Genomic DNA, 15268 nt, shown 5'->3' on the forward strand with positions numbered 1-15268 from the left:
ATGTTGACTAAAATTGTGAGCGCTTCGCAAAGAGGTTGATATGTCTTCCACATTGCCGCTGACCCTCAGCGCAATTCTGGCTCGTCGTGACTGGGAAAACCCGGGCGTGACGCAGTGGAATCGTCTGGCCGCACACGCGCCTTTTCATAGCTGGCGCGATGAAACCCTCGCCCGGGAGGATAAGCCTTCGCTGAGCAAGCGTCTGCTTAACGGCATCTGGCGATTCAGCTTTTTCCCGGCACCAGAGCAGGTGCCCGAGGCATGGGTAACGGACGATCTGTCTGATGCCGTTGAGATGCCCGTGCCGTCGAACTGGCAGATGGAGGGATTCGATACCCCCATCTACACCAACGTCACCTATCCGATAAATGTGAACCCGCCCTATGTACCGGCTGAAAACCCAACCGGTTGTTACTCGCTCACATTTGAGATGGATGGTGCCTGGCTGCTCAGCGGGCAAACCCGCATTATCTTTGATGGGGTGAATTCAGCTTTTCATCTGTGGTGTAACGGCCAGTGGATGGGCTATTCCCAGGACAGCCGTCTGCCTGCGGAGTTCGACCTCAGCGCGGTGCTGCGACCGGGGCAGAACCGCCTGGCGGTGATGGTGTTACGCTGGTGCGACGGAAGCTACCTGGAAGATCAGGACATGTGGCGGATGAGCGGCATTTTCCGTGACGTCTCGCTGCTGCACAAGCCGGAAACGCAGATTGCCGATTATCAGATCGTGACCGATCTGAATGCCGAATGCGATCGGGCGCTGCTCCGGGTTGACGTTGCGCTGGAAGGCTTACGCTATGCCGAATGCGAGGTGGCGTTTACCCTGTGGCGTAACGGCGAAGCCTGCGCGCAAATCACGCAACAGCCCGGATCGGCCATCGTGGACGAACGCGGCAGTTGGGCGGAGCGGCTCACGGTGGCGATACCCGTGAACAATCCCGCGCTGTGGAGCGCTGAAACACCGGAACGCTATCGTTTGACCATGTCGCTTCGGGATGTGCAGGGCAACATGCTGGAGACTGAAGCCTGCGATGTCGGTTTCAGACGTGTCGAAATCAGCAACGGCCTGCTGAAGCTTAACGGCAAACCGCTGCTGATCCGCGGCGTGAACCGTCATGAACATCATCCTGAGAAGGGGCAGGTGATGGATGAGGCGACCATGCGCCGCGACATCGAACTGATGAAGCAGCATAACTTCAATGCCGTGCGCTGCTCGCATTATCCGAATCACCCTCTGTGGTACACGCTTTGCGATCGCTACGGCCTGTACGTGGTCGATGAGGCGAATATTGAAACCCATGGCATGGTGCCGATGAGCCGTCTGGCGGACGATCCGCGCTGGCTGCCTGCCATGAGCGAACGCGTAACGCGTATGGTGCAGCGGGACCGGAATCATCCGTCCATCATCATCTGGTCCCTGGGGAATGAGTCCGGGCATGGGGCGAATCACGATGCGCTGTACCGCTGGCTGAAAACCACCGATCCCACGCGGCCGGTGCAGTACGAAGGCGGGGGGGCCAGTACGGCGGCAACCGATATTATTTGCCCGATGTATGCCCGCGTCGATCAGGATCAGCCGTTCCCGGCGGTGCCAAAGTGGTCGATTAAAAAATGGATTGGTATGCCGGACGAAACCCGTCCGCTGATCCTGTGCGAGTATGCCCACGCGATGGGTAACAGCTTTGGCGGCTTTGCCAGCTACTGGCAGGCATTCCGCAGCCATCCCCGATTGCAGGGCGGCTTTGTCTGGGACTGGGTCGATCAGGCGCTGACGAAAAAAGCGGAAGACGGCACGGCATTCTGGGCCTACGGCGGCGATTTTGGCGATAAGCCCAACGATCGTCAGTTCTGCCTCAACGGGCTGGTGTTTCCCGATCGCACCCCGCATCCCGCCCTTTACGAGGCACAGCGTGCCCAGCAGTTCTTTACCTTTACGCTGGTGAGCACCGCTCCGCTGGTCGTCGATATCCAGAGCGATTATCTGTTCCGTCATACTGACAACGAGAGTCTGCGATGGTCGGTGGCGCGTGACGGTGTGGTGTTGGCTTCCGGCGAAATAACCCTTTCTGTTGCGCCCCAGGGGACACAGCGCGTTGAGATCCCGCAGACTGAATTCGGCGCTGAACCGGGCGAGGTCTGGCTCAACGTGGAGATCGTTCAGCCGCAGGCCACGCCGTGGTCGCCGTCCGGCCACCGTTGTGCCTGGGATCAGTGGCCGCTCCCGGCTCCGCTGTACCTTACGCCACCGAAAGCAGACGGAACCCCACCACAGTTAACGGTGCAGGAAGAGGTACTGGACATCACTCATCAGCAGCAGCGCTGGCAGTTTAGCCGTCTCACCGGCAACCTGACCCAGTGGTGGAACGCGGGCGCTGAAACGCTCCGTTCCCCGCTAACGGATAACTTTACCCGCGCGCCGCTGGATAATGACATTGGCATCAGCGAGGCGACCCGCATCGATCCGAACGCGTGGGTGGAACGCTGGAAAGCGGCAGGGATGTATGAGATATCCTCGCGCCTTATCCAGTGTGAAGCGGAACAGCATACCCGTGAGGTGGTGGTGACCACGCAGCACGTCTGGGAGCATCAGGGTAAAGCGCTGTTTATCAGCTACAAGGTCTGGCGGATTGATGACCACGGGTTACTGCACGGTGATGTGCAGGTGACGGTGGCGTCTGACATTCCTGAGCCCGCTCGTGTTGGCCTGAGCGTTATGCTGGCGGATATCCCGCAAACGGTGCGCTGGCTGGGGCTGGGCCCGCTGGAGAATTATCCGGACAGAAAACTGGCGGCGCAGCAGGGGCGCTGGGCGTTACCGCTGGACGCCATGCAGACGCCGTATATCTTCCCGACGGAGAACGGTTTACGCTGCGACACCCGTGAGCTGACGTTTGGCTCACATCACTTCCAGGGACAGTTCCATTTCTCCCTGAGCCGTTACAGCCAGCAGCAACTGCATACGACAACGCATCACCATTTGCTACGGGAAGAGGATGGCTGCTGGTTGAATCTTGATGCGTTCCACATGGGCGTGGGGGGGGACGACTCATGGAGCCCGAGCGTAGCCCCCGCCTTCATTCTGCAAAACCGTCGGCTGCGCTACACGTTTAGCTGGCAGCAGAACGGCTGAGCTGAAACGTGCGGTCACTGTCGTGGCCGCACGTAACACCGCGTAATGGGTTTATTTCCTGAGGTTGTGCTCGGCCCAGCGAATGAAATCTTCTTTAGGCAGCGCCTTGCTGAAATACCAGCCCTGTCCGTACTGCACGCCGTGGCGATGCAACCATTCGAGCTGCCCTTCAGTTTCAATGCCTTCTGCGACCATCGCCAGCTTAAGCGATTTGGCCATTTCGATGATGTGGGGAGTCACGTTCTTATACTCCAGCGCGTCCACAAAGGATTTATCAATCTTCAGGGTATCGACATCAAGATCCTGCAAATAGCTCAGGCTGGAGTAACCCGTACCAAAATCATCAATGTAGATGGCATGCCCGGAGCGCCGAAACGCAGCGATGGCAGGGGCGCTGACGGCAGGATCGGCAAAGCCGCGCTCGGTCAACTCAAGGGCGATCTGGCGCGGGTGGACGCCCCATTTGTTGAGCAATTGACTCAGCAGGCGAGGCAGCTCGGGGGACGTTAAATCGGCTGGCGAAAGGTTGACAGAAATGTGCAGTTCCGGGTGATGATGCAGCCAGGCACCTAAATCCTCAAACACCTTATTCACCACCAGCTGTGTCAGCGTTGAAATAAGCCCCGTCTGCTCCGCCAGGGGAACAAAGAGATTAGGCGACAGGTCACTGCCATCTGGCTGCGGCCAGCGCATCAGCGCTTCTGCACCCACCAGTTTTCCACTGCATAGCGCCACAATGGGCTGATAGTGAACCTCGATCTCCCGGTTGTTGATCGCGTCGATCAGCCGGTTACGCGGGGAAAGCAAACGGCGGAGGATGCGAAGCACAATAAGGGCTGCAACCAGGCTTATCAGTATGCCTGCCGGTAGCCAGATGATCAGCTGCTGATGCCAGGATGCCGCGAGCGGTTTTAACGATGCCCAGGCAATAACCGTAAGCCCCAGTTCTGGCACCGGTTTCAACACGTACATCGAGCCGTTGTATTGCACGCGCTTAACGTCCTGCTGCTCCTTAACGACAGAAAGAATATACGGGTCGAGAATATTGCTTCTGGCAAATATCCGATGGGTTTCGCTTCCCACCAGGGCGGCATCCATCGAAATGTCACCGAACGGGACAACATCCACAAGCGACTCCGGATCGACCATTACCAGATAATGTCCTTTCCCCAGAACGGCCATATAACGGTGAATGCCGAGGTCGTTTTGCGAGGTGAGCCACGCGCTATATCCGTCTGCGGTGATCCGCATCGGGGGCGGTAAGATCGCCGTATTACTGGATTGTTCCAGAGAGGAGCAGAGCGGCTTCAGGTTATCGATATACATCACTTCCTGAATATAGCGCCATGAGAACGCGACACGACGCATTTCGCGTAAGTGCGGAGGAGTGCAGGGCGGGGCGTTGAACAACTGTAGGTGCGTGAGCGCCTGTTTTGCCTGCGCAACGACTCTGTCGGTACGGATCAGGGCGCGCGAGGCATATCTGTCCAGTGCATCCACAAATTTCGCCTCTGCCTGACGATGCGCCAGCCAGATACTGAGGCACACAGGGACCAGCACAGAGAAGATCAGTACGCCTGTCACCAGGCTGACCAGATGTCGGGTTCGCATGCTGCTGTATCCTTTCCATATGCCCGACCAGGGCATGGAGTTTGCGCGCCAGAGGAAAAATTTTTTATCGCTAAATGATATAGTTATAGCATGTAACAGTCTCTGGCAGTATTTGAAAACCTTTCAAAAACAGGCTGTGCGTCACAGGGGTTGTTTTTGCAGCAAAGCTCAGATAGTATCTTGTTATGTTATAACAATACATGAAGACCAGAGATGAAACCGAATATCCATCCAACCTATCGCACCGTTGTGTTTCACGACACCACGGCTAATGAATATTTTAAAGTTGGCTCAACGATTAAGACAGACCGTGAAATTGAGCTTGAGGGGAAAACGTATCCCTACGTTACTCTTGATGTCTCCTCTAAATCACATCCGTTTTATACCGGGAAGCAGAAGACCTTCTCGACGGATGGCAGCGCGGCACGCTTCCGCAAGCGTTTTGGTGGCTTTCTTGATGCGAAGCGAGGCTAATCATGCAGGTGCTTAACTCATTGCGCAGTGCAAAACAGCGTCACCCGGATTGCCAGATAGTCAAACGCAAGGGACGCTTATACGTGATTTGCAAATCTAACCCGCGCTTTAAGGCGGTGCAGGGGCGTAAAAAAAGACGCTAGACGCGCGTTTCTCGCCAGCTTTCCAGGGATCTTTTCTGTTTGCCATCGACGGTAAAATTGTCGGTGGCAAGCCAGCTTTCAAACGCGCTCGCCAGCGCTGACCACTCTTTGTCGAGAATTGAAAACCAGTCGGTGTCCCGGTTTCGGCCTTTAATGACCAGCGCCTGGCGAAAACGCCCTTCAAACTGAAACCCAAGACGCAGGGCCGCTTTGCGGGAGGGTTCGTTCAGGCTGTTGCACTTCCATTCATAACGTCGGTAGCCCAGGGTATCGAACACGTACCGCATCAGCAGATACTGCGCTTCTGTCGACATGGGCGTGCGGCTTAACAGTGACGAGAAGTGAACATGTCCCACTTCTACAACGCCGTTTTTAGGATCGATCCGCATAAGGGACAGCGTCCCGACAGGAGATTGGGTCTGGTTATCGATAACGCTAAAGTGGATGGGATCGGATAATTTGCTCACGCTCGCCACCCATTCGGCAAACTCCTCTGCGGTGGCATCGGGTTCACGCAGCAGCCACGTCCAGCTTCGGGTATCTCCGGCCAGGGAATACGCAGAGAACAACGCGTGGGCATGCTCCACGCGCAGCGGCTCAAGCCGACAATAGCGACCCTGAAGGACCATCCGGGACGGGTGCGGGCGAGGCTGCCAGTCGGTAAGGCTTTCCCCTACAGGTTGTCCAAACTCATTGAATACACTCATCTTTATTTCCACGATGTTGAAAAGATCTCCAGATTAGTGAATTACTGGTTCCTTAAAAAGAACCACCAGGCTATGTTTTTCTGGTACCACGAGGAGGTAAAGATGAATATACCGGGTGATGAGCTATACACCCTGCTCCATGCTGCGCTGAAAAAACGTGGGGAAGAAACGCTCCAGCGCGCGCTCTACCTTGCTTTGCGGGAGGCCATACTGTGCGGAAGGCTTCGGTCCGGCAGTCATTTGCCCGGCTCGCGAACGCTGGCGCAGCAGATCTCGGTGTCACGAAACACCGTTAATGCGGCGCTGGACCAGCTCACGCTCGAAGGTTATTTGCTGCGTAGCCGCCAGGGTACGCGGGTGGGGCAATTCGCTCATCGTACGATTGCCCGGACATTACCGGACCCGGACGTCAGGCTGACAAAACGTGTTGCCCTGCTGCCCGCGCCTGTGCCGCGCGACACTCCGGTGATGGCATTTACGCCAGGAACGCCTGCCATCAACTATTTCCCCTTGCCGCTGTGGCGGCGGTTATACGATCGCGTCCTGCGCGAGGAGGGGAGCGCCCTGTTAGGGTATGGCGACCCGGCCGGCGAGCCGACGCTACGGGCCGCCATTGCCCGCCATCTTGCGCTCTCCCGCGGCATTGACTGCGATGCCAGCCAGATTGTGATAACCGAAGGGGCACTGGAGGGCGTCAATCTGTGCACGATGCTGTTAAGCGAGCCGGGGGATGTCGCCTGGGTTGAAAATCCCGGCTATAGCGGTGCTAAAAGCGCTTTCGTCAAAACCGGCCTGGCGATGAGCGGCATACCGGTTGATGACGAGGGGATGTGCTGGGAAGGGTTGTGTGCGCCTTCACCCACGCTGATTTTTACCTCGCCATCGCATCAGTTCCCTTACGGAAGCGTGCTCAGCGCGCGGCGGCGTCTGGCGCTGCTGGAACTGGCCCGGCAGCACAGCGCGTGGATCATTGAGGACGATTACGACAGCGAATTCCGTTATGCCGGTGAGCCCGTACCGGCGATGCTGGGAATGGTCAACAATGCGCCCGTTGTATATCTGGGGACGTTCAGCAAAACGCTGTTTCCGTCGCTCAGAATGGGGTTCATGGTATTACCGCCAGCGCTGGCGAAGGCAGCGCGTCCGGCCATCGGCTCGCTGCTGCGCGGCGGGCATCGCGCTGAACAGCGCACCCTGGCGCTATTTATTGAGGAAGGCCACTATGCGCGACATCTTGCCGCCATGCGCCGACTTTATCGTAAGCGATACCGCCAGCTGCGGGAGGTGCTAAGTGCAGAGCTTCATACGCCGCACCGTGTTCTTGCCGGAGAAGGAGGGATGCACCTGGCGCTGGCGATTGACGGTATCGACGACCAGCGGCTGGTGGAGCAGGCAAGAGCGTTTCAGCTGGCACCCGCTGCACTGAGCGGGTACTACCTTGAGACGACGCAGGGGCAAACCGGTCTGGTTTTAGGTTACGGCAATACCTCTGCTTCGCAGTTTGCGCCGGGTATTCGACGTCTTCAGGCGCTCATTACACAGCAGCGGGGCGGGAAAGGGTAAAGACATCATAAAAAGAGAGCTGGCCCTTGGTGATGACCATTTTCTGCAACTTCTCTTTTTGCCCGGCTTCGACAGCCGGCGAGTGCAGGATGCTGTCGATCAGCTCCTTCGGCACGTAACGCGTGTTGTACCACTCCCCGTTGTAGCAGACGCGGAAATCGAGTACGTCGATATCTTCATACCGGTAACGCGGATTGACGTCGAAAAAGAAAAACGCGTTAAACACCACGAACAGCACAACCAGCAGCCAGACGGAATCGACCAGCGTTTCAGACTTCAGCATGACGATAAGCGTTGCCAGCCAGGCGGCGTACATGGCGACGAACAATCCGGGATGTTTGCGAATAAAGCTGATGCTAAAGCGCGGACGATTGTCGCGCTTTTCGCGGGTATTGAGCTCGTCGATGGTGGCGGTAAGCAGGCGCTGTATCTCTGTCATTTTTTGCCTTTATGATTGTTAAAAATACAGGTGATCTGCCTATTTTATGAGAGGGGTTTATGCGATGAAAGTAACAGTTATGCCAGGAAAAAGCATAACAGTTACTCAGGATGCGCTTAGATCATTTTAATGATTTTCGCCGGATTCCCGCCCACTACCGCATTGGCCGGCACGTCTTTGGTCACTACCGCGCCGGAAGCGATAACCGCATTATCGCCAATGGTCACGCCCGGATTAATCACCGCGCGTCCGCCGATCCAGACGTTATGGCCTATGGTGACCGATTTACCGTACTCCAGCCCGCTGTTACGTTCGGTCGCGTCCAGAGGATGCGTGGCCGTATAAATGTGCACCCCCGGTGCGAGCATACAGTTATCGCCAATGCGGATAGGGCAGACGTCCAGCATGACGCAGTCGAAGTTGGCGTAAAAATTGTTGCCCAGATAGATGTTATAGCCGTAGTCGCAGCGGAAGCTCGGCTCAATATAAGCGCCTTCGCTTTGACCCAGCAGGTCAGCTAATAAGGCGCGACGTTCGGCCTTCTCATCGGGTGCGGTATGGTTATAGCGGTGAACAATATGACGAGCGCGTAAACGGTCAGCCCTCAGCGTGTCATCGCCGGGGCGATAATATTCACCGGCAATCATCTTCTGTTTTTCTTCACTCATGGGAACCTCTCTGGAATCGTTTTACGTAGCGTAAAGAGGATTAGCCAGAAAGGGAACGTTCCCTAAAAGTGACTGTGACAGGAGTCACAACATTCTTGCGTATAAATACGTTTTATACGGGGACCTGGCGTTTGCACTTGAAGCGTAATACGAAAGGTAAATTCAGCTTAACAACGGGCGTAGTGCCTTAAAGTCTCTCTTCAACGACTAACGAACAAATTTCCATACCGAAGAGGGGATCTTGTCATAGAGTTTATTCATGGTCAGTTCAGCAAGACGATGGTCGGCAGCTGAATAAAATACCGCCAGTTCATTATCAGACAGCTCGTATTTATTTTTCTCAATAACACGTTCGAGCGTGTCAATTGACTGACAGCGTCGCAGGCGCATCAAATAATCAACTTTAGTTAATGGTTTATCAGACATAAAATTCACCTTAGTATTTGTAATAATTTTAACAGGAAAGACTAACCGGATTAGCTCTGCTGACATTCGTGAAGCAGCGAAATAGACGGTTTCCTGATTTACGCCATTTCTGCAAATCCTGTGCGTTAATGCCGTAGCTGCTGAACAACATAAAGGTGTCGTCCAGGTATTCATCAATTTGCTCTATCAACTTATTATCTTCATTGTACTTAATTTTATAATTAAGTGCGAAGGTTGCGATATGCTCGATCAGCTCATTAAGCTGTAAATTGATAGCAGACGTAGGATCGTTCACCCAGCCATGGTTACTTTCTTCAAGATTGGCAAGGCAGTCATGGTACAAGGATTCGCAGAGAAATTTCAACTGCGCGATATCATGCCTTTTTGGCGAGTACTCGTCCATAGCGCATCCCCTTCTGAGTGATTTTTTACTCACCGAACATCATGTCGGGATGGATACAACTTGCTTAGCCACACGGGAGCTGTGTTCCTGATAACTCTAACTATAAGCCACTCTGATCAGGATTTCACCGCGCTATTACGAAAAATTACAATTAAAACGTTTCCTTGCGAGCGCTTACGCAAATGTGACCTCAGACGCGAACACTTTTATCGAGAGAAACCCTTTTTTTAATCCGTTCCTTAAGATTCATTGAGTTAGCGCAATGTTTCAATTGAAGTCCGGATTCAGATGTCTTCGGCATTTACGATGATTTAGGATTTGTCCGAATATTTTAGGCGATGAATTGATATAAAAAGAATGCTGAATTCTACGATTAGCTTATCGGATTATTATGATAAGTCTTATCAGGACGGGTGAAAATAAATAAAACGACAATAAGACTATTTTATGAATTTTTCTGAAAATGAAAAAGGCCGCAAATGCGGCCTTTTTATCATGTGAAACCGGTATCAGTGATGTTCTACCGAATGATTGTGCTCCACATCTTCATTTTTGCGGCTAAAGCGGCGACGTACCACCACGAAGAACACCGGTACAAAGAAGATGGCGAGAACGGTCGCAGTGACCATACCACCCATTACACCGGTACCTACCGCGTTCTGTGCGCCGGAGCCTGCGCCTGAGCTGATAACCAGCGGCATAACGCCGAGGATAAACGCCAGGGACGTCATCAGGATTGGACGCAGACGCATACGAACGGCTTCAAGCGTTGCTTCAATCAGGCCTTTACCTTCTTTCTCCATCAGATCTTTGGCGAATTCGACGATAAGTATCGCGTTCTTCGCCGACAAGCCAATGGTTGTCAGCAGGCCCACCTGGAAGTAAACGTCGTTAGTCAGCCCTCGGAAGGTTGCGGCAAGCAGCGCACCGATAACCCCCAGCGGAACCACGAGCATAACGGAGAACGGAATCGACCAGCTCTCATACAATGCCGCCAGACACAGGAACACCACAATCAGTGAAATGGCGTACAGGGCAGGGGCCTGGTTACCGGACAGACGTTCCTGATAGGACATACCGGTCCAGTCGTAGCCAATACCCGCAGGCAGTTTGCTGGCCAACTCTTCCATCAGGTTCATGGCTTCACCGGTGCTTCGGCCCGGCGCCGCCTGACCGAGGATCTCCATCGATGGCAAGCCGTTATAACGCTCCAGACGCGGCGAACCGTATTCCCAGCGCGAAGTTGAGAAGGCGGAGAACGGCACCATCTGGCCATCGCTGCCGCGAACGTACCAGTTGTTGATATCGTTCGGCAGCATACGGTATTGCGCTTCGGACATGACGTACACTTTCTTCACGCGACCACGGTCGATGAAGTCGTTGACGTAGCTGCCACCCCAGGCTGCACCCAGCGTGGTATTGATGTCACTGATGGACACACCCAGCGCCTGTGCTTTTTCCTGGTCGATATCGATCTTGTACTGCGGCGTATCTTCCAGACCGTTAGGACGCACGCCCACCAGCAGGTCAGGGTGTTTAGCCACCTCGCCAAATAGCTGGTTACGCGCCTGAGTCAGTTTTTCGTGGCCCAGACCGCCCTGGTCAATCAGCTGGAAGTCGAAGCCGGTCGCCGTACCCAGTTCAACAATCGCTGGCAGGTTAAAGGCGAAGACCATCGCATCTTTAATCTGTGAGAAGGTACCCATGGCCCGGTTGGTAATGGCTTCAACTTTGTTCTCATCACCCGGACGTTCGGACCAGTCTTTCAGAGAAACGAAGGCAATACCGGTATTCTGACCGCGACCCGCGAAGCCAAAGCCGTTAACCGCAAACACGGATTCGACGTTGTCTTTCTCTTTGGTCAGGAAGTAGTCGGTCATCTCATCCAGCACTTTTTGCGTACGTTCTTGCGTCGCACCCGCCGGAAGCTGAGCCATGCTCAGGAACACGCCCTGGTCTTCATCTGGCAGGAACGAGCTTGGCAGACGAACAAACAGGAAAGCCATGCCCACCACGATGATGATATAGAGCAGCAGATAACGACCGGTGCTGCGCAGGATGTTCCCCACGCTGTCGGTGTAGTGATGCGTACTCTTATCAAACATGCGGTTAAACCAGCCGAAGAACCCTTTGTGCTCGCCGTGGCCACCTTTCTTAATCGGCTTCAGCATGGTCGCACACAGGGCTGGCGTCAGGATCAGGGCTACCAGCACCGACAGCGCCATCGCGGAAACGATGGTAATAGAGAACTGACGGTAAATCGCACCGGTTGAACCCCCGAAGAAGGCCATCGGGATAAATACCGCAGACAGAACCATCGCGATACCGACCAGCGCGCCCTGGATCTGGCCCATTGATTTACGGGTTGCTTCCTTCGGCGGCAGGCCTTCTTCCGCCATCACACGCTCAACGTTTTCGACCACTACGATGGCGTCATCCACCAGCAGGCCGATGGCGAGCACCATCCCGAACATCGTCAGGGTGTTTATCGAATAGCCAAATATCGCCAGAACCGCGAAGGTGCCGAGCAGTACAACCGGCACGGCGATGGTTGGGATCAGCGTTGCGCGGAAGTTTTGCAGGAACAGGTACATTACCAGGAAGACGAGGATGATCGCCTCAACCAGGGTTTTTACCACTTCGTGAATCGAAATTTTAACGAACGGCGTGGTGTCATACGGGTAAACAATTTTCAGACCTGACGGGAAGAAAGGTTCCATCTTCTTCAGTTCTGCACGGATAGCCGTCGCGGTGTCCAGGGCGTTCGCCCCAGTCGCCAGTTTGATACCTAAACCGGAAGCCGGTTTACCGTTGAACTTCGCAATAACGTCGTAGTTCTCGCCACCCAGCTCCACTTTCGCCACGTCACGCAGGCGAACCTGCGAACCGTCCTGATTCACCTTCAGCAGAATTTTACTGAACTCATCCGCCGAGGTCAGACGCGTTTGCGCGATGATAGACGCGTTAAGCTGCTGGCCTTTCACCGGCGGCGTGCCGCCTAACTGACCGGCTGCAACCTGGGCGTTTTGCGCTTTAATTGCGCTGATCACGTCAACCGGGGTCAGCTGGAAGTTGTTCAGCTTATTCGGATCCATCCAGATACGCATCGCGTACTGTGAACCGAACAGCTGAACGTCACCCACACCAGACGTACGGCTGATGGCGTCCTTCATGTTGGCGCCCACGTAGTCGGAAATATCTTCCTGCGTCATGGTGCCATCGGTGTTAATCACGCCGACAACCATCAGGAAGCTACTGGACGATTTCTCGACGCTCACACCCTGTTGTTGCACTTCCTGCGGCAGCAGGGGCATCGCCAGCTGCAGTTTGTTCTGCACCTGAACCTGCGCAATGTCCGCATCCGTACCTGATTCAAAGGTCAGGGTAATCTGAACTGTACCGGTTGAGTCACTGTTTGAGGACATGTACATCAGGTTATCGATACCGTTCATGTTCTGTTCGATAACCTGCGTAACAGTGTCCTGCACCGTTTTGGCATCAGCGCCCGGGTAGGTTGCGGAGATCGTCACTGCCGGCGGCGCAATCGTTGGATATTGCGCAACAGGCAGCTTCAGGATCGCAAGTCCCCCGGCCAGCATGATGATAATGGCGATCACCCACGCAAATATGGGGCGATCGATAAAGAAATTAGGCATGTCTTAACGGCTCCTGTTTAAGTTAAGACTTGGTTTGTTCTGACTGGCCAGCGGCCGATGCTTGTTGTTTGTCGTCAGATTTCACTTCCTGAGCTTTGACCTGCGCGCCAGGACGAACTTTTTGCAAACCAGTAATAATCACGCGATCGCCATCTTTCAGACCTTCCGTTACCAGCCACTTGTCGCCAATCGCCTGCGTTGCAGTGATATTGCGTGTTTCGACTTTGTTATCGGCACCCACAACCAGCGCGCTCGCATCGCCGCGTGGCGTACGGGTCACGCCTTGCTGCGGAACCAGAATGGCGCTTGGGTTAGTCCCTTCTTCAAGACGGGCGCGTACGAACATACCCGGCAGCAGGGTTTTATCCGGATTCGGGAAAATAGCCCGGATGGTGATAGAGCCGGTGGTCTGATCGACGGTCACATCAGAAAATTCCAGTGTGCCTGTCTGTGAGAACTTGATACCGTCGTTGGTAACCAGTTCAACTTTGGCTTTACCGTTTTCCTGTTTCAGTTGTCCGCTGGCAAGCTCCTGTTTGAGACGCAGGAAATCGTTGCTGGACTGTGTAACGTCAACGTAGATCGGGTCAAGCTGCTGCACGGTGGCCAGCGCGTTGGTTTGACCGTTCTGCACCAGCGCACCTTCCGTGACGGCTGATTTACCAATGCGACCGCTGATAGGGGAGGTCACTTTGGTGTAGGCGAGGTTAATACGCGCGGTTTCTACCGCCGCTTTCGCCGCCACAACGGCTGCATTGGCTTGCTGTGCATCGGCCAGGGCAGAATCGTAATCCTGTTGGCTGATGTACTGCGTGCCGAGCAGTTTCTTGTAACGATTCAACGTCAGTTGCGAAATTTTGGCTGCCGCTTCTGCTTTCGCCAGATCGCCTTTAGCGCTCTCATAAGACGCCTGATAGGTTGCTGGATCAATCTGATAAAGAGACTCACCTGCTTTCACATCACCGCCTTCGGTGAAGTTACGTTTCAGGATGATACCGCTCACCTGCGGACGTACTTCTGCAATGCGATAGGCGCTGGTGCGGCCCGGTAGTTCTGTTGTCATCTGGAGAGGTTCGGATTTGAGCGTCACGACGCCAACTTCTGGCACCTGCTGAGCTCCTTGTTGAGCCTCTTTGTCGTCACATCCTGTAAGCGCTAAGCTGCCTGAGAGCATCAGAACGACCGCCAGAGGCGTTAACCCTCTGTTTTTGTTCATATGTAAACCTCGAGTGTCCGATTTCAAATTGATCAAGGGTCCTGAGTCTAAAAACCCATTGCTGCGTTTATATTATCGTCATGCTATGGTACATACATTCATAAATGTATGTAAATCTGACTCCTGTAAATTCATCAACGTATGGCACGAAAAACCAAACAACAAGCGCTGGAAACCCGACAACACATTCTGGATGTGGCAATGCGTTTGTTCTCACAGCAGGGTGTTTCGGCAACCTCGCTGGCGCAGATTGCTCAGGCCGCGGGCGTCACGCGGGGAGCGATTTACTGGCATTTTAAAGACAAGTCAGATCTGTTTGGTGAAATCTGGGAGCTTTCAGAGTCCAGCATCAGCGATCTTGAGAGTGAGTATCGGGCAAAATTCCCTCACGATCCACTCTCAGTATTAAGAGAAATATTAGTATATATCCTTGAAGCGACTGTTGTGGAAGAACGCCGACGTCTGATGATGGAAATCATCTTCCATAAATGTGAGTTTGTTGGCGAAATGGCGGTGGTTCAGCAGGCGCAGCGCGACCTGTGTCTGGAAAGCTACGATCGCATCGAGCAAGTTCTTAAGGAATGTATGCAGGCCGACATGCTTCCCGCTACGCTGTTAACGCGCCGGGCGGCGATCCTGATGCGCAGCTATATTTCCGGCCTGATGGAAAACTGGCTTTTCGCCCCGCAGTCGTTCGATCTGAAATCAGAGGCGCGCAGCTACGTCGCGATTTTCCTGGAGATGTGCCAGCTTTGCCCGACCCTCCGCAGCGAGGGAGCGCCGCTTACTGCCTGAATCTTTCCAGGAAATGTCTTAGAGGATTACCTTCCCG

Annotated in this window: 13 protein-coding genes; 5 read left to right on the plus strand and 8 right to left on the minus strand. The window is 54.3% G+C overall.

Annotation, left to right across the window (positions count from 1 at the left end):
• Nucleotides 1-40 precede the first annotated feature (40 nt).
• Nucleotides 41-3130 (plus strand): beta-galactosidase, encoded by a 3090-nt coding sequence (locus tag ACQG1K_RS05165; protein WP_367075305.1) that lies wholly within the window; start codon nucleotides 41-43, stop codon nucleotides 3128-3130.
• 51 nt (nucleotides 3131-3181) lie between these two features.
• On the opposite strand, the gene ACQG1K_RS05170 is transcribed toward ACQG1K_RS05165, so the two are convergent.
• A complete protein-coding gene (locus tag ACQG1K_RS05170) occupies nucleotides 3182-4741 on the minus strand; it encodes an EAL domain-containing protein (protein ID WP_058676947.1) in 1560 nt (519 codons plus the stop codon).
• 213 nt (nucleotides 4742-4954) lie between these two features.
• On the opposite strand from ACQG1K_RS05170, the gene ACQG1K_RS05175 reads away from it, so the two are divergent.
• Nucleotides 4955-5215, plus strand: a complete 261-nt coding sequence (locus ACQG1K_RS05175; RefSeq protein WP_015571255.1) for a type B 50S ribosomal protein L31 — start codon at nucleotides 4955-4957, stop codon at nucleotides 5213-5215.
• Between the two features lie 2 nt (nucleotides 5216-5217).
• The gene (ykgO, locus tag ACQG1K_RS05180; RefSeq protein WP_003859006.1) at nucleotides 5218-5358 is read left to right on the plus strand and encodes a type B 50S ribosomal protein L36; all 141 of its coding nucleotides are present in this window, start codon (nucleotides 5218-5220) and stop codon (nucleotides 5356-5358) included.
• Here the strand turns inward: ykgO and ACQG1K_RS05185 are convergent.
• Entirely contained in the window at nucleotides 5355-6065 is a 711-nt protein-coding gene (locus ACQG1K_RS05185; protein WP_058676946.1) for a GNAT family N-acetyltransferase, read from the minus strand. The genes ykgO and ACQG1K_RS05185 overlap by 4 nt on opposite strands.
• A 102-nt stretch (nucleotides 6066-6167) precedes the next feature.
• Here ACQG1K_RS05185 and ACQG1K_RS05190 point away from each other — a divergent pair, with 102 nt between their 5' ends.
• Nucleotides 6168-7628: a PLP-dependent aminotransferase family protein gene (locus ACQG1K_RS05190; RefSeq protein WP_023299463.1), complete on the plus strand. Its 1461-nt coding sequence runs from the start codon at nucleotides 6168-6170 to the stop codon at nucleotides 7626-7628.
• Here ACQG1K_RS05190 and ACQG1K_RS05195 read toward each other — a convergent pair.
• The 6 genes from ACQG1K_RS05195 to acrA all read right to left on the minus strand — a co-directional run bounded on the left by ACQG1K_RS05195 (nucleotide 7600) and on the right by acrA (nucleotide 14436).
• On the minus strand, nucleotides 7600-8067 hold the full coding sequence (locus tag ACQG1K_RS05195; RefSeq protein ID WP_022647269.1) for a YlaC family protein: 468 nt from the start codon (nucleotides 8065-8067) through the stop codon (nucleotides 7600-7602). The two genes, ACQG1K_RS05190 and ACQG1K_RS05195, sit on opposite strands and share 29 nt — an antisense overlap.
• A gap of 116 nt (nucleotides 8068-8183) precedes the next feature.
• Nucleotides 8184-8735: a maltose O-acetyltransferase gene (gene maa / locus ACQG1K_RS05200; RefSeq protein ID WP_022647270.1), complete on the minus strand. Its 552-nt coding sequence runs from the start codon at nucleotides 8733-8735 to the stop codon at nucleotides 8184-8186.
• 207 nt (nucleotides 8736-8942) lie between these two features.
• Complete coding sequence (locus tag ACQG1K_RS05205; protein WP_015571250.1) at nucleotides 8943-9161, minus strand: HHA domain-containing protein; 219 nt, start codon at nucleotides 9159-9161, stop codon at nucleotides 8943-8945.
• A 28-nt stretch (nucleotides 9162-9189) separates the two neighbouring features.
• Entirely contained in the window at nucleotides 9190-9564 is a 375-nt protein-coding gene (gene tomB / locus ACQG1K_RS05210; protein WP_006809850.1) for an Hha toxicity modulator TomB, read from the minus strand.
• Between the two features lie 509 nt (nucleotides 9565-10073).
• On the minus strand, nucleotides 10074-13220 hold the full coding sequence (acrB, locus tag ACQG1K_RS05215; protein ID WP_023299464.1) for a multidrug efflux RND transporter permease subunit AcrB: 3147 nt from the start codon (nucleotides 13218-13220) through the stop codon (nucleotides 10074-10076).
• Between the two features lie 22 nt (nucleotides 13221-13242).
• Nucleotides 13243-14436: a multidrug efflux RND transporter periplasmic adaptor subunit AcrA gene (acrA, locus tag ACQG1K_RS05220; RefSeq protein WP_022647272.1), complete on the minus strand. Its 1194-nt coding sequence runs from the start codon at nucleotides 14434-14436 to the stop codon at nucleotides 13243-13245.
• Between the two features lie 141 nt (nucleotides 14437-14577).
• Between acrA and acrR the strand changes: the two genes are divergently transcribed.
• Nucleotides 14578-15231 carry a multidrug efflux transporter transcriptional repressor AcrR gene (gene acrR, locus ACQG1K_RS05225; protein ID WP_032624732.1) on the plus strand — a complete coding sequence of 218 codons (654 nt, stop codon included), beginning with the start codon at nucleotides 14578-14580 and terminating at the stop codon, nucleotides 15229-15231.
• The last annotated feature ends 37 nt before the right edge of the window (nucleotides 15232-15268 follow it).

The organism is Enterobacter cloacae complex sp. 402C9, from assembly GCF_050030745.1.
In the GTDB taxonomy this organism is placed as follows: Bacteria; Pseudomonadota; Gammaproteobacteria; order Enterobacterales; family Enterobacteriaceae; genus Enterobacter; species Enterobacter intestinihominis.